General features: G+C 69.9%; 17 protein-coding genes, 3 tRNA genes and 1 pseudogene. 5 read left to right on the forward strand and 16 right to left on the reverse strand.

The window, feature by feature from the left end; genetic code table 11:
- Positions 1–4 precede the first annotated feature (4 nt).
- The gene (locus tag ACFQQC_RS09800; RefSeq protein WP_376862154.1) at positions 5–1,846 is read left to right on the forward strand and encodes a patatin-like phospholipase family protein; all 1,842 of its coding nucleotides are present in this window, start codon (positions 5–7) and stop codon (positions 1,844–1,846) included.
- A gap of 247 nt (positions 1,847–2,093) precedes the next feature.
- Here ACFQQC_RS09800 and ACFQQC_RS09805 read toward each other — a convergent pair.
- From ACFQQC_RS09805 to ACFQQC_RS09875, 15 genes and pseudogenes are all read right to left on the reverse strand, one after another.
- Positions 2,094–2,534: pseudogene (locus tag ACFQQC_RS09805) on the reverse strand (methyltransferase domain-containing protein); the annotation flags it as partial.
- A gap of 293 nt (positions 2,535–2,827) precedes the next feature.
- A tRNA-His gene (locus tag ACFQQC_RS09810) sits at positions 2,828–2,904 on the reverse strand.
- 239 nt (positions 2,905–3,143) lie between these two features.
- Positions 3,144–3,893, reverse strand: a complete 750-nt coding sequence (locus ACFQQC_RS09815; RefSeq protein WP_376862156.1) for a M48 family metallopeptidase — start codon at positions 3,891–3,893, stop codon at positions 3,144–3,146.
- Between the two features lie 266 nt (positions 3,894–4,159).
- Entirely contained in the window at positions 4,160–4,879 is a 720-nt protein-coding gene (locus ACFQQC_RS09820; RefSeq protein WP_376862158.1) for a TonB family protein, read from the reverse strand.
- Positions 4,880–4,892: 13 nt separating this feature from the next.
- Positions 4,893–5,327, reverse strand: coding sequence for a biopolymer transporter ExbD (locus tag ACFQQC_RS09825; protein ID WP_376862160.1), 435 nt, complete (start codon positions 5,325–5,327; stop codon positions 4,893–4,895).
- A gap of 5 nt (positions 5,328–5,332) precedes the next feature.
- Positions 5,333–6,241, reverse strand: coding sequence for a tonB-system energizer ExbB (exbB, locus tag ACFQQC_RS09830; protein WP_376862162.1), 909 nt, complete (start codon positions 6,239–6,241; stop codon positions 5,333–5,335).
- 632 nt (positions 6,242–6,873) lie between these two features.
- Positions 6,874–6,949 (reverse strand) — tRNA-Phe (locus tag ACFQQC_RS09835).
- A gap of 64 nt (positions 6,950–7,013) precedes the next feature.
- Complete coding sequence (locus ACFQQC_RS09840) at positions 7,014–7,190, reverse strand: DNA gyrase inhibitor YacG (RefSeq protein WP_376862672.1); 177 nt, start codon at positions 7,188–7,190, stop codon at positions 7,014–7,016.
- Between the two features lie 2 nt (positions 7,191–7,192).
- A complete protein-coding gene (locus ACFQQC_RS09845) occupies positions 7,193–8,212 on the reverse strand; it encodes a ribonuclease E/G (RefSeq protein ID WP_376862163.1) in 1,020 nt (339 codons plus the stop codon).
- The gene (locus ACFQQC_RS09850) at positions 8,209–8,784 is read right to left on the reverse strand and encodes a Maf family protein (protein ID WP_376862165.1); all 576 of its coding nucleotides are present in this window, start codon (positions 8,782–8,784) and stop codon (positions 8,209–8,211) included. Before ACFQQC_RS09850 ends, ACFQQC_RS09845 begins: the two co-directional genes overlap by 4 nt.
- A 12-nt stretch (positions 8,785–8,796) precedes the next feature.
- Positions 8,797–9,015: a translation initiation factor IF-1 gene (gene infA / locus ACFQQC_RS09855; protein WP_003164348.1), complete on the reverse strand. Its 219-nt coding sequence runs from the start codon at positions 9,013–9,015 to the stop codon at positions 8,797–8,799.
- Between the two features lie 207 nt (positions 9,016–9,222).
- The gene (locus ACFQQC_RS09860) at positions 9,223–9,684 is read right to left on the reverse strand and encodes a UPF0262 family protein (protein WP_376862167.1); all 462 of its coding nucleotides are present in this window, start codon (positions 9,682–9,684) and stop codon (positions 9,223–9,225) included.
- Positions 9,681–10,181, reverse strand: a complete 501-nt coding sequence (locus ACFQQC_RS09865) for a DUF2948 family protein (protein WP_376862168.1) — start codon at positions 10,179–10,181, stop codon at positions 9,681–9,683. The genes ACFQQC_RS09860 and ACFQQC_RS09865 overlap by 4 nt, the downstream gene beginning before the upstream one ends.
- Complete coding sequence (gene murA / locus ACFQQC_RS09870) at positions 10,171–11,460, reverse strand: UDP-N-acetylglucosamine 1-carboxyvinyltransferase (RefSeq protein WP_376862170.1); 1,290 nt, start codon at positions 11,458–11,460, stop codon at positions 10,171–10,173. The genes ACFQQC_RS09865 and murA overlap by 11 nt, the downstream gene beginning before the upstream one ends.
- 102 nt (positions 11,461–11,562) lie before the next feature.
- Positions 11,563–11,784 (reverse strand): hypothetical protein, encoded by a 222-nt coding sequence (locus tag ACFQQC_RS09875; protein WP_376862172.1) that lies wholly within the window; start codon positions 11,782–11,784, stop codon positions 11,563–11,565.
- A 179-nt stretch (positions 11,785–11,963) separates the two neighbouring features.
- Between ACFQQC_RS09875 and ACFQQC_RS09880 the strand changes: the two genes are divergently transcribed.
- The 4 genes from ACFQQC_RS09880 to ACFQQC_RS09895 all read left to right on the forward strand — a co-directional run bounded on the left by ACFQQC_RS09880 (position 11,964) and on the right by ACFQQC_RS09895 (position 17,120).
- Positions 11,964–12,038, forward strand: a tRNA-Thr gene (locus ACFQQC_RS09880).
- A gap of 324 nt (positions 12,039–12,362) precedes the next feature.
- Entirely contained in the window at positions 12,363–12,704 is a 342-nt protein-coding gene (locus ACFQQC_RS09885; protein ID WP_376862174.1) for a hypothetical protein, read from the forward strand.
- A gap of 106 nt (positions 12,705–12,810) precedes the next feature.
- The gene (locus ACFQQC_RS09890) at positions 12,811–13,959 is read left to right on the forward strand and encodes an efflux RND transporter periplasmic adaptor subunit (RefSeq protein ID WP_376862176.1); all 1,149 of its coding nucleotides are present in this window, start codon (positions 12,811–12,813) and stop codon (positions 13,957–13,959) included.
- A gap of 2 nt (positions 13,960–13,961) precedes the next feature.
- Positions 13,962–17,120 carry an efflux RND transporter permease subunit gene (locus tag ACFQQC_RS09895; protein ID WP_376862178.1) on the forward strand — a complete coding sequence of 1,053 codons (3,159 nt, stop codon included), beginning with the start codon at positions 13,962–13,964 and terminating at the stop codon, positions 17,118–17,120.
- 37 nt (positions 17,121–17,157) lie between these two features.
- Here ACFQQC_RS09895 and ACFQQC_RS09900 read toward each other — a convergent pair whose 3' ends face one another.
- Positions 17,158–17,742 carry a hypothetical protein gene (locus tag ACFQQC_RS09900; RefSeq protein ID WP_376862180.1) on the reverse strand — a complete coding sequence of 195 codons (585 nt, stop codon included), beginning with the start codon at positions 17,740–17,742 and terminating at the stop codon, positions 17,158–17,160.
- Positions 17,743–17,773 lie beyond the last annotated feature (31 nt).

Consider the following 17,773-nt stretch of genomic DNA (forward strand, 5'->3'; position numbering starts at 1 on the left):
TCCCATGCCCCCCGCCCGATCCGACCGGCTCTCCGACGCCCTGCACCGCATCTTCGAGAGCGGACGCAACACCCCGGCCAGCTGGTTCGCGCTGACGGGCGGCGAGACCCTGTTTGGCGAGGGCGATCCCGCCGACACCCTCTACCTGCTGCGCGCCGGCCGGCTGGGCGTCTTCCGTAGCGAGCACAACGACCAGCCGCCCCAGTTCGTCGGCGTCATCCGCCCGGGCGAGCCTGCCGGCGAGATGGCCATGCTGGCCGGCAGTCCGCACACCGCCGACGTCGTGGCCCTGCGCGATTCCGAGGTGCTGGCCCTGCCGCGCGACGCCTTCTTCGAGGCCGCCCGCACCGAGCCGGACCTGATGGTCGAGCTGTCGCGCCTGATGATCCAGCGCGCCCGCGATCGCCGCTCCGGCGGCGGCGAGCCCAGCGTCTTCGGCTTCCTCTCGGCCCGCCCCCGCCCCATCCGCGCCTTCGTCGAGCGCGTCGCCGCCGCCATCGAGGCCGGCGGCTTCACCTGCCAGGTCATCGACCACTCGGCCCTGTCCTCCGCCAGCGAATGGTTCAGCCGGGTCGAGGACGCCCACGATTTCGTCCTCTATGTCGCCGAGGCCGACGAGCCCGCCTGGGCCGCCCTGTGCGCGCGTCAGGTGGACCGGCTGTTCGTCGTCGGCCAGTGCCTGCTGGCCCCGCCCAACCGCCCCCTGCCCCATGCCGGCGTGCCCGACGCCCAGCGCCGCACCGACCTGATCCTGCTGCGCGATCCGCGCATGGCCCGGCCGCACAACACCTCTGTCTGGATCGATGCGGTCCAGCCGGGCCGCTGGTTCCAGGCGATGGAGGGCGATCAGGCCGACGCCGACCGCATCGCCCGCGTCATCACCGGCACGGCCGTGGGCGTGGTCCTGTCCGGCGGCGGGGCCCGGGCCTATGCTCACATCGGCGCCCTGCGCGCCCTGCAGGAGGCCGGCGTGCCCATCGACTTCGTCGGCGGCGCCTCCATGGGCGCCGTCGTCGCCGCCGGTCCCGCCATGGGCTGGACGCTGGACGAGTTGGAGGACCGCATCAAACGCTCCTTCGTCGACAGCGACCCGCTCAGCGACATCACCTTCCCCATGCTGGCCATGAGCCGGGCGAAGAAGGTCGATAAACTGCTCCAGGCCGCCTACGGCGAGACCGATCTGGCCGACCTGCTGCTGCCCTTCTTCTGCGTCTCGACCAATCTGACCTCGGGCCGGGTCGATGTGCACCGCCGGGGCTCCATGCGCCGGGCCATGCGCGCCACCATCGCCATCCCGGGCCTGCTGCCGCCCGTGGTCCTCGACCGTCAGGTGCTGGTGGACGGGGCGGTGCTGAACAACCTGCCCGCCGAGGTCATGCGCCAGATGAACGCCGGCCCGGTCATCGGCATCGACATGTCGCAGGCGCGCGGCGTCGATCCGCAGCTGATCGAGCATCCGCCCTCCGTCTGGCGCCTGCTGGCGACCGGCGCCTGGCGTCGTGGCCCGCCCATCGTCTCCATCATGATGCGCTCGGCGACCCTGACCTCGGACGCCGAGGTCGAGCGCTCGCGCGGCGTGGTCGATCTTCTGGTCCAGCCCACGCCCGACGGCGTCGATATCCGCGACTGGAAGGCCTACGCCCCCGCCGTCGAGGCCGGCTACCGCGCCATGACCGCCGAACTGGCCACCCTGGACGGCCCCGTCACCGGCCTGCGGCGTCGAAAGCTCGTCGCCGAGCAATCAGGAACAGCCGCGGAAACGGCAGCAGCGTCACCCCGTCCGGACGCGGCGGAAACGCCGCCGAAAGGCCGTCGGAAAGCGCCGAAAGCCAGGCGTCCCGCATAGCCGGGTCATCCTGCAGCGCCGTCAGATGCGGCCGCAACGCCGTCCCCTTCATCCACTCCAGCACCGGGTGCTCGCCGGTCAGGGCGTGCAGATAGGTGGTGGACCAGATGTCGATGTCCTCACACCGCTCGGCCAGCACGTCGTAATAGTCGGCCGGGTCCAGCAGCGCCTGGATGGTCTCGCGCTCCTCCAGCCGGTCGGCCCACGGCCCCTCGCCCCTCACCCGGCGCATGACCCGGTAATGCAGGGTGTCCCACGACAAGGGCATCTGCACCGCGATCACCCCGCCCGGCGCCAGCAGCCCGGTCAGCCGCCGCAGCAGCGCCCGATGGTCCGGCAGCCACTGCAGCGAGGCGTTGGCGAAGATCAGGTCCGGCGCCTCGTCAGGCTCCCCCAAGGGCGTCCACGTCGCCAGATCGGCCTGAACCCAGCGCACATCCGCCCCCAGCGCCCTCGCCTGCTCCAGCATGGCCGCGCTGGAATCCAGCCCGGTCACCGTCGCCCCCGGATGCCGCCGCTTCAGCAGCGCCGCGTGCTGCCCCGCCCCGCACCCCAGATCGACGATGGCGCGCGGCTCCAGATCGCCCGGCAGCCGCAACAACAGATCCAGCGCCGGCCGATCCCGCTCGGCCTCGAACCGGCGGTACTGACGGGGATCCCAGAGGGGCTGTGCGGCGGGGTTGCTCATAGGCCGGAGCTTAGCGCGGTCGGGCCGGCGCCGGGCAAGTGATTGGTGATTGGTGATTAGTGGATGGCTCACAGGGTGCAGCGGCACAGCCTGCGCCGCCCTTCCGCTGACAAGAGCACAGTGAGCCACTGCAAGCACCCGGAGCCTGGCCTTGGCTGCCGGCGGAAGGGCGGCGCGGACCGTGCGGTCGCTCGCTGCCGGCCATCCACTAATCACCAATCACCAGTCACTTCCCACGCGCAGACCGCGGGGCAGACAGCAACACTGTTTCTGGGAGAAAGCGTGGAAGGCGATGGTACAGCCTCTCAGGTTTGAACTGAGGACCTCCGGCTCCACAAACCGGCGCTCTAACCAACTGAGCTAAGGCTGCACATATCCGCGCGAGCGGCGTCTTTAGCTGCGTCGCTCCGGGGGATCAAGGAGGAATTGACGCGATGTGCGACGCCTTCCGGGACGGAGCCCGGAAAGTGATTGGTGATTAGTGGTTAGTGGGTGGCTCGGACCGCGACCCGCGCCCACGAGCCCAGGTCCCGGTCATCCACTAACCACTGTCCACTAACCACTTTCCGGGCTCGCCGCCCGACCATCGGGGCGCCGCAATACCCGCCTCTACCAGCCCCGGCTGGCGATATACTGCTCCAGCTGGGCGATGCGGGTCGTGTCCGACGGGTGTGTCGACGCGAACTCGGGGGTCGCGCCCTGCCGTTGCTGCGCCATCAGCCGCCACAGGGCGATGGATTCGGCGGGGCGGTATCCCGCGCGCTGCATGTAGTCGACGCCCAGACGGTCAGCCTCCAGCTCATCCCGGCGCGAGAAGGGCAGCAGCACGCCCAGCTGGGCGCCCAGGCCGCCGATGGCGCCCGCCGCCTGTCCATAGTCCCCGGCGGCGCCCTGCACCCCGCTCAGCACCAGCCCGGTCGCGGCGCTGGTCGAATAGCGCTCGGCGGCGTGGCGGGCGACGACGTGGCCGACCTCATGGCCCAGCACGGCGGCCAGCTGGTCGTCATTGCGCACCAGCGCCAGCAGGCTGGTCGTCACCCCGATCTTGCCCGACGGCAGGACGAAGGCGTTCGGCGCGTCGCTGACGAACAGGGCGTACTCCCAGCGCCGGTCCGTCAGGCCCGCCGCCTGCACAATCCTGCCGCCAACGGTGCGGATGCGGTTCAGGGCGGCGGCGTCGGTCGACTGCCGCTGCGTCCGCAGCGTCTCGGCCCAGGCGGCGTCCGCCTGCTGGGTCAGGGCGCTGTCATCGACGATCAGGAACTGGTTGCGGCCCAGGGTGTCGTTGTAGGCGCAGGCCGCCACTCCGCCGGACAGGGCGGTGGCCGCCAGCAGGGTGATCAGGACGGGGCGTTTCATCGGGTCTCTCCGCATCAGCTTGGCCGGAAAGAACGTCATCCCCGCTGGAAGGCTCCGGGGCAAGAGGGCTAGGGTGATCGACGCGGGGGATTGGTGACGGGTCGCTAGGGGAGAAGCGCTCGCCCGGCCGTCCGCCAAAGCCCGTCGAACCGGAGCCCCGCATCTGGCGCGCGACATCCCGCCTGAGCCCGTCGCCCCTCAAGTCGCCCAAACGAAAACGCCCCGGAGTTTCCTCCGGGGCGTTCGCGAACAGACTGATACGGAGATCAGTCAGCTTGCTGGTAACGCTGCGTCCACTCGACGCGAGCACCGACGGCGGCGCCGTCAACGGTGCCCGGCGTGACGCGCGAGCGACGGGCCGCGGCCAGAGCCGCCTGTCCGAAGCCGGCGCCCGACGGGGTTTCCGACACGACACGGCAGTCGGTCAGATTGCCGTTGGACTGCACCGCACAGCTGAGGCGCACGGTGCCGCTTTCGATCCCACGCGCCATGGCGCGTTCGGGGAACTCACCCGGAGCCTGGCGAGCCCAGGCCGGGTTGGTGATGACCGACGGCCGCGGCGGGGCCGGCACGGGGGCCGGTTGCGGCGGGGTCGGGGTGATCACCGGGGGACCCGGATTGTCGATCCGCAGTTCCTTCGGCGTCGGCGGGGTTTCCACCGGCGGCACCGGAACGTTGGTCGGGATCACGGCCGGGACGCGCACCTGCAGCTTGGGCGGCGGGGGCTCGTTGGTCGGCGGCGGCGGCGGCGGCGGCGGGGGCGGCGGCTCCTCGATCGGTTCGATGAGCTCCACTTCCACCGACTCGTCGGTGTACCGGATTTCCCTCAGCTTGAACTGCATGTTGACGAAATAGATCGCCAGCAGGGTGAAGAGGAGGGAGACGACGGCCAGGCTGGCGATGAGCACCATGGGGGGAACCCCCATGAAGCCCTTCTTGCGCGGCGCGTCATACCGGCTGCGGTGATATTCAACTGCTTCAGTCATGTTTCACCGTCTCCTACTGCAGCGACTGGTCTTCGCCGACCAGGGCCACGCTGTAGAAACCGTGATCCTGGAGCGAATTCATGACCTGCATGAAGTCACCGTATCGGGTGTTCTGATCCCCACGAATGAAGATCCGCTCATCCGACGGAGCCTTGTTGCCGATCTGCTGGGCCAGCACCGATCCGACCGAGGTGATATCCACCTCTTCGTCACCGATGTAGGCGCGCCCGTCGTTCTGGACCGAAACGTAGAACGGCTTCGGCGGGTTCGGCGCAGCTTTCGCGACCGCGGCCGGCAGTTTCACTTCCACCGACACGGTGGCGAGCGGAGCCGCCACCATGAAGATGATGAGCAGAACCAGCATGATATCAACGAAAGGCGTAACGTTGATGTCAGAATTCTGCTCAGTGACGCCCTTGCCGCCGCCGCCTGAGAGTTTGGCGGCCATGCGTCTTACGCTCCCTTGTCGAGCTGACGCGAGATCGCGTTGATCAGTTCAGCGTTGAAGCCGTCCGAACGGGTGCCGTAGGCCGCGATGCGCGTGTTGAAGTAGTTGTAGAAGACCACCGCCGGGATAGCGGCGAACAGACCGATACCGGTGGCCAGCAGGGCCTCGGCGATACCCGGGGCCACGACGGCCAGGTTGGTCGTGTTGGTGTTCGCGATACCGATGAACGAGTTCATGATGCCGTACACGGTGCCGAACAGACCGACGAACGGACCGGTCGAACCGGTCGAGGCCAGGAACTGCTGGCCGCCCGACAGGCGCTTCGACAGACCCGACTGAACGGCGGCGACAGCGGTCTGGGCGCGCAGCAGGGCCGAGTCACGGTGATCACCGGTGACCGACAGGCCGGCCTGACGCGACAGCTCGATTTCGTCGGTGGCCGCGGCGGCCATGTCGGCCAGCGGGTTGCCGTCGAACTCTTCCGAGGTCGCGACCTTGCGCATGTCAGCGATGGTGCGGGCCTGGCGGAACGATTCCAGGAAGCGGTCGGTGGTGCGGTTCAGCGAGCCAAACTCGAACAGCTTGATCAGCAGCAGGGTCCACGAGAAGACCGAGGCCAGAACCAGGCCGATCATGACGACCTTAACGACGATGTCCGCGTGCAGGAACATCGAGGCGACGGTCATCTTGCCGCCTTCGGCAGCCGGCTCTTCAGCGGCGGCGTCGGTGGTCGGCTCGGTGGTCGGGGTGACGGCCGGGGTGGTGGTGGCGGCGGCGTCAGCCGGCGCGGTCGCGGCAGCCGGATCAACCGGGGCGGCGGTGGTGGTGTCCTGCGCGAGGACCGGCGAACCGGCCATCAGGACGGCGGCGCCGGCCATGGCCAGAAGGATGTTGGTCTTTTTCATATCGAACATAGTTCGCCAGTTCCTGCTTTGGTCTGACTCGTGGAACCCAGGGAGCGGGCCATTTGGGCGGCTCGCCCCCGATTGAAAATGTCGTCCGCTGGACCGGAGCTCACAGAACCCCGATTTGCGGAACGCCTCCTGAACGCTTCCGGTTGCCTGAAGGCGTCCGGGGCGGTGTCGGCAGGCTCTGGGAAACCGTTTTCCCATCCCCTTCCGGCCGCTCGCAAAGGAAAGCGGTCAAGCTCCTTTGGCGAACGCATAACAGAGCGTCAAGTGCGCAACGCCGCTTTTCCCCTCGGGGGAGAGCACGCGCGTTCGTTGAAGAAGTTTCAGGTTGAAAGCGTCAATTTCGTGATGGTCGGACAGAAAGAACGACCCTTTTGCGGGGTGTCCGGATCATGTTTTTGGAATATTGCACCGCACCATGCAATTTCATTCCATGGTTGTCCCGCAACCGGGATCGAATGTCCTGTTAATCTGTATGAACAGGGGTTGATCACACCAAACAGCGGTCGCGGCGAACGGAAAGACAATCCGCCGCGGCCCGCGCCGGACGCACGTCGTCGTGGCTCCGACTAATCGGGTCGCTACGCGCTAATACTGAGGGGGATGATCAGGGATCAGGCCATCTTCCAGGAAGATGGTGCCCGGGGGCGGATTCGAACCACCGACACGCGGATTTTCAATCCGCTGCTCTACCAACTGAGCTACCCGGGCCAACGCTTTTGCAGCGAGGAGCGGGGTCTATAGACAAGCCGTTCCCCGGTGGCAAGCGCCTCTCTCAGTCTTCTTTGAAAGGGCTGCGTTCCGCGTCGTCCGTGGGCTCGTCGTCTCGCACCGGAATGGCGTAGCCGCCCGTGAACCAGCGCTGCAGGTCCACGTCCGCGCAGCGTTTGGAGCAGAAGGGCTTGTATTTGGGATCCGCGGGCGCGCGCGTGCAGATCGGACAGGTCGCCATGGTCACTCGGCCTCGATTGAAAACACGCCGACCCCCGCCGCGGCGTCGACCTTCAGATGGGCTCGCGGCCCCAGTTCCGCCACCAGGGGGCCGACCCGCCCCGCCAGCTCCGGCCCGCAGGTCAGGACCACCCGCGCCCGTCCGGTATTCTCCAATAAGGCGAACCGCAAACGTCGGGCCGCCTCCTGCGCCAGCTGGGCCGGGCGGAAACGTCGCACCCCCGCATCGGCGTAAAGCACCTCCTCCAGCGGAGGGTCACGCCACGGCAACGACAGCATCAGCACGCCGAACCGATTCACCGGCCCGATCACGACCGCCGGATCGCTCCCGAACGCCGCCTTCGTCGCCTTCAGAATCACCGCCCCGTCCAGCTGCGTCCCGATCAGGTCGACGGCGACCAGCCCGCCCCAGCGATTCAGCCGGATCAGCCGCGCCGCCTCCTTCAGGGCCAGACGATTCGTCTCGTCCCTGGGCCGGGCGCGGCCCATGTCATGGGCGTTCAGGTCCACATCGACCGTGATCATCGCCCGGGTCCGCTGCACATGGACCAGCCCGCCCGGCAGGGCCGCCGGGCTGTGCGCCTCGTCCACCGCCCGCCAGCCGGCCTCGATCGCCTCGCGTCCGCTGATAATCTCCGCGCCGGGCGCCAGCCGCTCCAGCGAATCCGTAAGAGAGGGCGCGGCGGACAGCAGACGGACCTCCCCCTCCCCGCCCCCGATCCGGCGCGCGACCGGCGCCTTCTGCTCGCGTGCGCCCGCGGTGATCTCCACCTCGACCTTGGTCCCGACGCCGGGCGTGTCGCCCTTCACCGGCATGAAGGCCTCGTGGCCCCCACCCAGATCGACAAAGACGCCCTTCAGCCCCGGCGCCGCCTGTTTGACCCGCGCCACAGACCGCGCGCCCACGCGCGTCTGCGGGGCCTCGTCGGCGCGCTCCATAAGAATGTGTTCGGCGCGGCCGTTCCGTTCGACCACCGCCCTCAGCTCGCCGGGCGTATCGTCGAGGAAGACCTCCAGCGTCACGGCCTGTAGCCCATACCGGTCAGCAGATTGACGCTCTCATACAGCGGCAGGCCCATCACGGCCGGATAGCTGCCGACCAGTCGGGTCACGAAGGCCCCGGCCCGGCCCTGGATGCCATAGCCCCCGGCCTTGCCCTTCCACTCGCCCGAGGCGACGTAGGCGTTGATTTCGGCGTCGGACAGCACCTTGAAGGTCACACGGGTCTCCACGACCCGATGGCGCACCTGTCCGCCGGCAGCCACGGCCACGCCGGTATAGACCCGGTGCCCCCGCCCCGAGAGCAGCTTCAGGAAGCGCACGCACTCCGCCTCGTCGGCGGCCTTTTCCAGGAAGCGGCGGCCCACGGACACCACGGTGTCGGCGGCCAGCACGACGGCCTCCGGCGCGCGCTCGGCGACCACGCCCGCCTTGCCGATGGCCAGCCGTGCGGCCAGCCGCGGCGGCGTCTCGCCGGCCAGCGGGGTCTCGTCGATATCGGCGGGTTCGATTCGGTCGGGCGTGATCCCGACCAGCGCCAGCAGTTCCACGCGGCGCGGGCTGGCCGAAGCCAGCACAAGCTCAGGACGCGACAACGCGCGCGTCCCTTACTTGAAGCGGTAGGTGATACGACCCTTGGTCAGGTCATAGGGGGTCATCTCGACCAGCACCTTGTCGCCGGCCAGCACGCGGATGCGGTTCTTGCGCATCTTGCCCGCGGTGTGGGCGATGATTTCGTGGTCGTTCTCGAGCGTCACGCGGAACGTCGCGTTCGGCAGCAGTTCGCTGACGACGCCGGGAAACTCGAGCAGTTCTTCCTTAGCCATGCGGCCTCTCACGCCCGTTGGATACGAGTAAACGACGCGCGCCGGGCGGCAGCGCACGTCGAAGGAGCGGCCATATGCCCGAAAAAGGCGGGATAGTCGAGCCGAAGGCAGCAGTGAGCAGGCAGCAGGACTCAGAAGGGAAGCCCGAACAGCAGCCTCAAGCCGGGAAGCCCCTGCTTACTGCTGCCTGCTTACTGCTGCCTCAACTCAGCGCCGATACAGCGCCGTCACCAGGGTGAACAGCCGCCGCGCCGTCTCGTGGTCGACGGTGATCTTGCCGTCCAGCCGCGACTTCAGCAGTTCGGCCCCGTCGTTGTGCAGGCCGCGTCGGCCCATGTCGACGGCCTCGATCTTGGACACGTCCGTCCCGCGCAGCACTTCGTAATAGCTGTCGCAGATGTCGATATAGTCCTTGATGGTCTTGTTCAGCGGCGACATCGACAGGCCGTGCGCCTTGCTGAACTGCGGCCCGGCGATGTCGAACACCAGCCGCCCGTCCTGCGACGACAGCTTCAGCGCATAGGGGCCGGCCGCCGCGCCCGCGGGCTCGAAGCTGTTCTTCTCCACCAGATCGAAGATCGCCACCCGCCGCTCGTGCTCGATCTCGGCCGAGGCCGCCGGCAGGGACACGGGGTCCAGTTCGATGGACGTCAGCCGATGGTCGCTCACTGGGGGCCCGCCTCCGCCAGGGCCGCTTCCAGCGACCCTTCCAGATGGGTCGGCGCCATCTTCGCGGGCCAACGCTCCGACAGGTCGGTCAGCACCGCGTCCAGGCATTCCACATCGACCCGCAGGTCGCCGCCGCCGGCGAACATCATGATGATCCGCCCGCCCGGCGCCTCGCCCGGCTCGAAATGCATGGCCAGCAATTCCAGCGCATGCTCCGGCCCGCGCGGCAGGCGGCGGCTCTTCACCGCGATCACGTCGCCGAACTGCATGGCCGCCATCACCCGCGTCCCGCCGCACTCCCAGCAGAACCGGCTCAGGGTCACGGTCAGCAGGCGCGCGCCGCGCTCCCAGACAATGTCCACCGGACGCATGATCGCGTCCTGCAGGGCCACCGAGATGATGTGCAGGTCGTCGGCGTCCTCGGCCAGCAGGCGCAGGGGCTCCATGGGCGACTTGATCGCCTTGTCCTCCGCCGCGCCGTTGGCCTCAGTGCTCATGCGTCTCGCCCGTGATCCGCCGGATGTTCGCGCCACAGGCGCCCAGCTTCTCTTCCAAACGCTCGAAACCGCGATCCAGATGATAGACGCGGCCGACCGTGGTCTCACCCTGCGCGACAAGTCCGGCGATGACCAGACTCACCGAGGCCCGCAGGTCGGTCGCCATCACCGGCGCGCCGTGCAGCACCTCGACGCCGCGCACGATCGCCTCGCCCGCGCCGACGTGGATGTCCGCGCCCAGCCGCGCCAGCTCCGGCGCGTGCATGAAGCGGTTCTCGAAGATGGTCTCGCGGATGGTGCTTTCGCCCTCCGCCGTCGTCATCAGCGTCATGAACTGCGCCTGCAGATCGGTGGCGAAGCCCGGATAGACCTCGGTCTCCAGATCCACCGCGCGCAGCCGCTGCTTGGGATCGCGCTTCACGATCACCCCGTCCTCGGTCGGGCTGATCTCGACGCCCGCGGCGACCATCTTCTCGGTCAGGGCGGTCATCAGCTCGGGCCGGGCCTTGGTCAGGCGCACCTCGCCCCCGGCCATGGCGGCGGCGACGGCATAGGAGCCCATCTCGATCCGGTCGGGAATCACCGACCACTCGGCCCCGCCCAGCGAGGTCACGCCGGTGATGGTCAGCACATCGGTGTCGATGCCCTCGATCTTCGCGCCCATGGCGGTCAGGCAGCGGGCCAGGTCGCCGATCTCCGGCTCCCGCGCGGCCTTGCGCAGCACCGTCGTCCCGTTGGCCATCACGGCGGCCAGCAGGGCGTGCTCGGTCGCGCCGACCGAGACGAACGGAAACTCGATCTCGGCGCCCTGCAGTCCGCGCGGCGCCCGGGCGGTCACATAGCCCTCATCCAGCTCGATCTCTGCGCCCAGCGCGGTCAGCGCCTGCAGGTGCAGGTCCACCGGACGCGCGCCGATGGTGCAGCCGCCCGGCAGCGAGACCTTGGCTTCGCCCGTGCGCGCCAGCAACGGCCCCAGCACGTTAAACGACGCCCGCATCTGGCGAACCAGATCATAGGGGGCGAAGGTCGAGCTGATGGTGCGGCCGTCGAACAGGGTCTCCTGCCCGTTCGCCCCGTCGCGCTCGGTCACCTCGACGCCCAGCGCCTGCAGCAGCTTGCCCAGGAATTTCGTGTCCGCCAGACGCGGCATATTGGTCAGCAGCAGCGGCTGATCCGTCAGGATCGAGGCGGCCATCAGCTTGAGGGCGGAATTCTTGGCGCCGCTGACGGGGATGATGCCGTTCAGCTGGGCGCCGCCGGTGATGGCGATGCTGTCCATGTCGTCTCTTGCAGTCCGGAGCGGGGGGCTCCGGCGGGTCGACTATCTAGCGCGGTCGACGGGGTCTGTGAAAGGCCGCCCGAACGTCGCGCCCGATGAACTTCAGTTGCTCGGTCTTGCAGGCTTCGCCGCGACCTTGCGACGGCGCAGATTGTCCCGCAGCGCCTTGGCCAGCCGCAGGGCCTTCTCGGCCTTGGCCCGTTCCGCCTCGACGGCGGCGCCGGACGGTGCAACGACCTCGCCCTTCACCGGCGCGGGCGCGGCGGCGGGCAGCCCCTCGGGCGCGGCGGCGACGTCGGGCGTGTGGGTCACGGGCTTGTCCATGAGTCGGATCAGAGCCCGCACCGCCCGCTCGCGCAAGGTGCAGACACCGTTAACGCGAACCTTGTCCACCGCGCGCCGCCCGCGACGCGAGCCCTCCGGACAAACTTTTCGCATCGGAATGGAAATAGGGCTTGGCCCCCGCCGCGACGTTGGCTATAGGGCCGCTTCCTCGGAACGAGGCCGCCGTAGCTCAGTGGTAGAGCGCATCCTTGGTAAGGCTGAGGTCGTGGGTTCGATTCCCCCCGGCGGCACCATTCTGAGACAAGAGCCCGATCCTCACGGATCGGGCTTTTTGCTTTTCCGGGCCGCACTTTCCCCTTCGCTATCGTCATCCCGGCGAAGGCCGGGACCCAGCGGCGCCGCGACGGCGGCGAAACACTGAAGATCGAAAGCTGAAACACCGGCGCTCCTGACAGCTTCGCGCTCACGCGCGCCGCTGGGTCCCGGATCGCGCGCCCGCTACGCGAGCGCTTGTCCGGGATGACGATAGCAACGTGAGAGTCTGCGACACCCCGCCCGCGACTCTGTCGCAAGTTCGTGCTAACTCCCGCCCCATGCTCCGGCGCGCGCAACTGCTGATGAACCGCCTCGGCCTTCTGGCCGTGATGCTGTTCGCCATGGGCGCCGTCTGGCCCGCCGCCGCGGCGGTGGCCTGTGTCGAGCCGGTCGAGACGTCGGTTCAGGCTGTTCAGGCCGCGACGGCCTCTCCCCTCGCCCCACCCTGCGAGGATCCCGCCTGCGAGCATTGCGTCGGCGCCTGTGGCCATGGCTGCTGCCACGCCCCGCACGTCGCCTCGCCCCACACCCCGGCCGCGCCGCTCAGCCTGCCGGCCCCGTCGCACGACGCCCTGCGCTGGGCCTCCTCGCCCGGCGCCCCGCTACAGGCCGCCTACGGCCTCGAACGCCCTCCACGGGTCTGATCCCGCGCGGCTGACCGCCGTGCGCCTCCCCTCATCCTGATCAGACATCCGGCCCGCGCCGGTCCGCGCCTTCGCGAGCGCGCCCGCGGGCCTACCGAGGATACCCATGGCTACCCGCAAACACTGGCTGATGACCGGCGCCGCCGTCATCGCCGCGCTCGGAATCGGATTCGGCGCCGCCCGCCTGTTCGATTCGCCCGCCCCCGCCAACGACGCCCACGCCGAGGAAGGCCATTCCGACGAAGAGGCCCCCGAAGGCTTCGTCGCCCTCAGCGAGCAGGACGCGGCCGCCGCCGGCGTCGTCCTGACCGCCCCGCAGCGCGGCGGCGGCTCCGAACTGCGCCTGCCCGGCCACGTCGCCATCGCGCCGGGCGCACAGGCCCGCGTCGACGCCCCGCTGGCCGGAACCGTCACCGCCGTCCACGTCGGCCCCGGCGCCCGCGTCCGGCGCGGAACCGTGCTGGTCACCCTGCGCAGTCCGGAAGGCGCCGCCGCCCGGGCGGACGCCGACACCGCCGCCGCCGAGGCCGAGGCCGCCCATGCCGCCTTGGCCCGCGACGAGGCCCTGTTCGAGCGCGGTTACATGCCCCGCGCCCGGCTGGACGTGACCCGCGCCGAGGCACGATCCGCCGAGGCCCGGCTGCGCGCCGCCCGCGCCCGCGTCGCCGCCTTCGGCAATCCCGGCAGTGACGGCGTCGTGGTCGTTCGCAGCCCGTCGGATGGCGTCGTCACCCGCCTGATCGCCGCGCCCGGCGTGGTCCTGCATCAGGAAGCGCTCCAGGTGGCCGAGATCGCCGACACCGGCCGCGCTGAGCTGGTCTTCGACGCTCCGCCCGCCGCCGCCCGACTGCTGGCTCCCGGCTCACGACTCAGCGCCGAAACCGCCGACGGCGTCCGGCTGGAGGCCGTAGTGGTCGCCGTCGCCCCTGCCGCGCAGGGCGGCACCGCCACGGTCCGGGCCGCCGCCACCGGCGCCGCACCTGCGCCGGGCACCGTCCTGTCCGCCCGCCTGCCTGTCGGCGGCGGAAACGGCCTGACCGTCCCCACCGAGGCCGTGCAGACGGTCGAGGGCGTTCCCTCCGTCTTCGTCCGCGACGGCGACGGCTTCCGCGCCCTGCCCGTGACCACCGGCGCCACCGCCGGGGGCCGCACCGAGATCCTGTCGGGCCTGACCGGGTCAGAGCGCATCGCCGGGACCGGCGCCTTCGTGCTCAAGGCCGAACTGGCCAAGGGCGAGGCGGAGCACGGACACTGACCATGCTGAACCGCATCATCGACGCCGCCGTCCGTCACCGCTGGCTGATCATCGTCCTCGCCGTCCTGTGGGCCGCCGTGGGCGTGCGCGAGCTCGTCCGCCTGCCCATCGACGCCGTGCCGGACATCACCAACCGGCAGGTCCAGATCACCACCGTCGCCCCCGCCCTGGGTCCGGAGGAGGTCGAGCGGCAGGTCACCTTCCCGCTGGAGACCGCCCTCAGCGGCATGCCGGGTCTGGTCGAGACCCGCTCCCTGTCCCGCCACGGCTTCTCCCAGATCACCGCCGTCTTCACCGACCGCACCGACATCTGGTTCGCCCGCAATCTGGTCAACGAGCGACTTCAGGACGCCCGCGAGGACCTGTCCGAGGGGCTGACGCCCACCATGGGGCCGGTCGTCACCGGTCTGGGCGAGGTCTTCATTTGGACGCTGGAGCTGACCGGCCCCGCCGCCAACGAGGGGACGGCCTACGTCACTCCTGAGGGCGAGCGGCTGACCACCGACGCCGAGAAGGCCACCTACCTCCGCACGGTTCAGGACTGGATCGTCGCCCCGCAACTGCGCGGGGTCGAGGGCGTCGCCGGCATCGATGTGCAAGGCGGCTATGTGAAGGAATACGCCGTCCATCCGGACCCTGCCCGTCTCGCCGCCTATGGCGTGGGTCTGGTCCAGCTGGTGCAGGCGCTGGAGCACGCCAACCGCATCGCCGGCGCCGGCTACGTCAACAAGGCCGGCGAGGCGTGGATCGTCCGCGCCGACGCCCGCATCCGCACGCTGGAGGAACTGGCCGCCACCCCGATCCTGAACCGCAACGGTCAGGTGGTCCGGGTCTCCGACGTGGCCGTGGTCGAGATCGGCCGCGCCCCCCGCCTCGGCTCGGCCAGCACCGACGGCCACGAGACCGTTCTGGGCGCCGCCCTGATGCTGCAGGGGGAGAACTCTCGCGAGGTCGCCAGGCGGGTCGGAGAGAAGCTGGAGGCCATCCAGCCCAGCCTGCCCCCCGGCGTCATCATCCGCCCGGTGCTGGACCGCACGGCGCTGGTCGAGGCCACCATCGGCACGGTCGAGCACAACCTCGTCCTCGGCGCCGCGCTGGTCATCGCCGTCCTCTTCCTGGCGCTCGGCAACGTCCGGGCCGCCGTCATCACGGCTCTGGTCATCCCGCTCAGCTTCCTGTTCGCGGCGGCGGCGATGAACCGCTTCGGCATCAGCGCCAACCTGCTCAGCCTCGGGGCGCTGGACTTCGGTCTGATCGTCGACGGCGCCGTTGTGGTGGTCGAGAACACCCTGCGCCGCCTGTCGCTGGAACGTCAGCGCCTCGGGGCCGCCCTGACACTGAACCAGCGGCTGGCCGTCGCCGCGGCGGCGGCCCGCGAAATGGCTCGCCCCGCCGCCTTCGGTCAGGCCATCATCCTGCTGGTCTACGCCCCCCTGCTGATGTTCGAGGGCGTCGAGGGCAAGATGTTCGGCCCCATGGCCGCCACCGTCATGCTGGCGCTGGCCGGAGCCTTCATCCTCAGCTTCACCTTCGTCCCGGCCCTGACCGCCATCTGGGTGCGCGAACCGAAGGCCGGCCATGAGGACGGCGAGACGAAGCTCAGCCGCGCCGTCCGTGACCGCTACGCCCCCCTGCTGGACAAGGCCCTTCAACGGCCGCGTCTGGTCATCGGCGGCGCAGTCGGCGCTCTGGCGGCGGGCGCCCTCACCTTCGCCACGCTGGGGAGCGAGTTCGTGCCCCAGCTGGATGAGGGCGACATCCTCGTGCAGGCCCTGCGGGTCCCCTCGACCTCGCTGGAGCAGTCGCACGCCATGCAGTTCCGCGTCGAGACGACGCTGAAGGCCATGCCCGAGGTCGAACGGGTCTTCACACGCACCGGCACCGCCGAGGTGGCCTCGGACCCCATGCCGCCGTCCATCTCGGACACCTTCGTCATGCTCAAGGACCGCAAGGACTGGCCCGACCCGTCCCTGCCCAAGGCCGAGCTGGTCGCCCGGATGGAGGAGGCCCTCAACCACCTCCCGGGCCAGAACTATGAGTTCACCCAGCCGATCCAGATGCGCTTCAACGAGTTGATCGCCGGGGTCCGATCGGACGTGGCGGTCAAGGTCTATGGCGACGACTTCGAGACCATGAGCCGCACCGCCGAACAGGTCGCCGCCGTGCTGCGCCGCATCGACGGGGCCGCCGACGTGCGGGTCGAACAGGTCTCGGGCCAGCCGACCCTGACCGCCCGGGTGGACCGCACCATCGCGGCGGCGCAGGGCATCCACGCCTCCGACGCCGCCGACGCCCTGGCTATCGGTCTGGCCGGTCAGGCGGCGGGTCGGGTGATGGAGGGCGACCGCCGCTTCGACGTGGTCGTCCGCCTCGACGACGACCTGCGCAATGACCCGTCGGTCATGGCCCAACTGCCGGTCATGCCCGAGGAGTCCGAGCCGGGCGCCCCGACCGTCCCCCTGTCCTCGGTCGCCCGCTTCGAGGCCGCCGAGGGGCCGAACCAGATCAGCCGCGAGAACGGCAAGCGCCGGATCATCGTGCAGGCCAATGTCCGGGGCCGCGATCTGGGCGGCTTCGTCGCCGAGGCCCGGCGCGAGATGGCCGCGGTCCAGCCCCCGGCGGGCGGCTGGTTCGACTGGGGCGGCCAGTTCGAGAACCTCGAGCGGGCCTCGACCCGACTGGCCCTGATCGTGCCCTTGGTCTTCCTGACCATCGGCGGCCTGCTGCTGCTGGCCCTGCGCTCGCTCCGGGACGCGGCCCTGGTCTTCGCCGGGGTCCCGCTGGCCCTTGTCGGCGGGGCGCTGGCGCTGGCGGCGAGGGGCATGCCCCTGTCGATCTCGGCGGCGGTCGGCTTCATCGCCGTGTCAGGCGTGGCCACCCTGAACGGCCTCGTCCTGATGCAGGCGATCCAGCACCGGCTGGCCGACGGCGAGCCCCCGCTTCAGGCCGCCCTGAACGGCGCGGTCAGCCGCCTGCGGGCGGTGCTGACCACGGCGCTGGTGGCGGTGCTGGGCTTCATCCCGATGGCCTTCGCCTGGGGTCCGGGAGCCGAGGTCCAGAAGCCGCTGGCCACGGTCGTCATCGGCGGCCTGACCACGGCCACCCTGCTGACCCTGATCGTCCTGCCCGTGCTGGCGTCACTGGGGCGGCGGAAGGCCTGATGGAGAAAGGGCCCGGTCGCCGGACCGGGCCCTGATCTCAGAAGCGGCTCCCGACCGACGGGAAGGGCGACAGGCTCCCGCGGGGAAGCCCGCCGGGCCGGGACAGCCGGCGCTCATGCTCCAGCGCCGCCTCCGGGTCGCGGCGACCCGGGAAGGCGTAGCCGCTGTCGTTGAAATAGGGATAGCCGTGGTCGAGCCCGTAGGGACCGTAACCATAGCCGTAGCCATAGCCGTTCTCGACCTTGCGGTAGCTGAAGCCGAGGGCGCCGGTCTCGCCCAAGGGCATAGTCATCGACACGCCGTAGTCGCGGTAGCCGCCGGTGCCGATCCCGGCGATCAGTTCGCCCCGCACCCGCCGCTCGGGCTCGGGCTCGCGGAGGTCGTCCGAGGCGTAGGGGACGGCCTCGGGATTGCGGCTGGAGATCCAGCGGTCGATCTGCTGGTCCGTGGTCAGGCCGTGCGCCTGCTGCTCCACGGCCTGCCGGGCCGCGCCTTCCGCGCTGGGCGCGACCGGCCGGGCCGAAGCCGTCAGGTCCACGACCGTGGCGGGCGCGGTGGTCACCACCTCGTCGGGATCGCCGGCGGCGAGCACCGCCGCGAAGGCAAGGGCCGAAATGATCATCCACTCACTCCCTGTACTGACTGTAGCCTAA

Origin of the sequence: Brevundimonas sp. GCM10030266, assembly GCF_042666595.1 — a bacterium.
Lineage (GTDB): Bacteria > Pseudomonadota > Alphaproteobacteria > Caulobacterales > Caulobacteraceae > Brevundimonas.

What these genes read in the sequence shown, in the direction of transcription:
- ACFQQC_RS09800 (WP_376862154.1), top strand. Translation starts at nt 5, where the DNA reads ATGCCCCCCGCCCGATCCGACCGGCTCTCCGACGCCCTGCACCGCATC.
- ACFQQC_RS09815 (WP_376862156.1), bottom strand. Translation starts at nt 3,893, where the DNA reads ATGAAACGCCCCGTCCTGATCACCCTGCTGGCGGCCACCGCCCTGTCC.
- ACFQQC_RS09820 (WP_376862158.1), bottom strand. Translation starts at nt 4,879, where the DNA reads ATGACTGAAGCAGTTGAATATCACCGCAGCCGGTATGACGCGCCGCGC.
- ACFQQC_RS09825 (WP_376862160.1), bottom strand. Translation starts at nt 5,327, where the DNA reads ATGGCCGCCAAACTCTCAGGCGGCGGCGGCAAGGGCGTCACTGAGCAG.
- exbB (WP_376862162.1), bottom strand. Translation starts at nt 6,241, where the DNA reads ATGTTCGATATGAAAAAGACCAACATCCTTCTGGCCATGGCCGGCGCC.
- ACFQQC_RS09840 (WP_376862672.1), bottom strand. Translation starts at nt 7,190, where the DNA reads ATGGCGACCTGTCCGATCTGCACGCGCGCGCCCGCGGATCCCAAATAC.
- infA (WP_003164348.1), bottom strand. Translation starts at nt 9,015, where the DNA reads ATGGCTAAGGAAGAACTGCTCGAGTTTCCCGGCGTCGTCAGCGAACTG.
- ACFQQC_RS09865 (WP_376862168.1), bottom strand. Translation starts at nt 10,181, where the DNA reads ATGAGCACTGAGGCCAACGGCGCGGCGGAGGACAAGGCGATCAAGTCG.
- murA (WP_376862170.1), bottom strand. Translation starts at nt 11,460, where the DNA reads ATGGACAGCATCGCCATCACCGGCGGCGCCCAGCTGAACGGCATCATC.
- ACFQQC_RS09875 (WP_376862172.1), bottom strand. Translation starts at nt 11,784, where the DNA reads ATGGACAAGCCCGTGACCCACACGCCCGACGTCGCCGCCGCGCCCGAG.
- ACFQQC_RS09885 (WP_376862174.1), top strand. Translation starts at nt 12,363, where the DNA reads ATGAACCGCCTCGGCCTTCTGGCCGTGATGCTGTTCGCCATGGGCGCC.
- ACFQQC_RS09890 (WP_376862176.1), top strand. Translation starts at nt 12,811, where the DNA reads ATGGCTACCCGCAAACACTGGCTGATGACCGGCGCCGCCGTCATCGCC.
- ACFQQC_RS09895 (WP_376862178.1), top strand. Translation starts at nt 13,962, where the DNA reads ATGCTGAACCGCATCATCGACGCCGCCGTCCGTCACCGCTGGCTGATC.
- ACFQQC_RS09900 (WP_376862180.1), bottom strand. Translation starts at nt 17,742, where the DNA reads ATGATCATTTCGGCCCTTGCCTTCGCGGCGGTGCTCGCCGCCGGCGAT.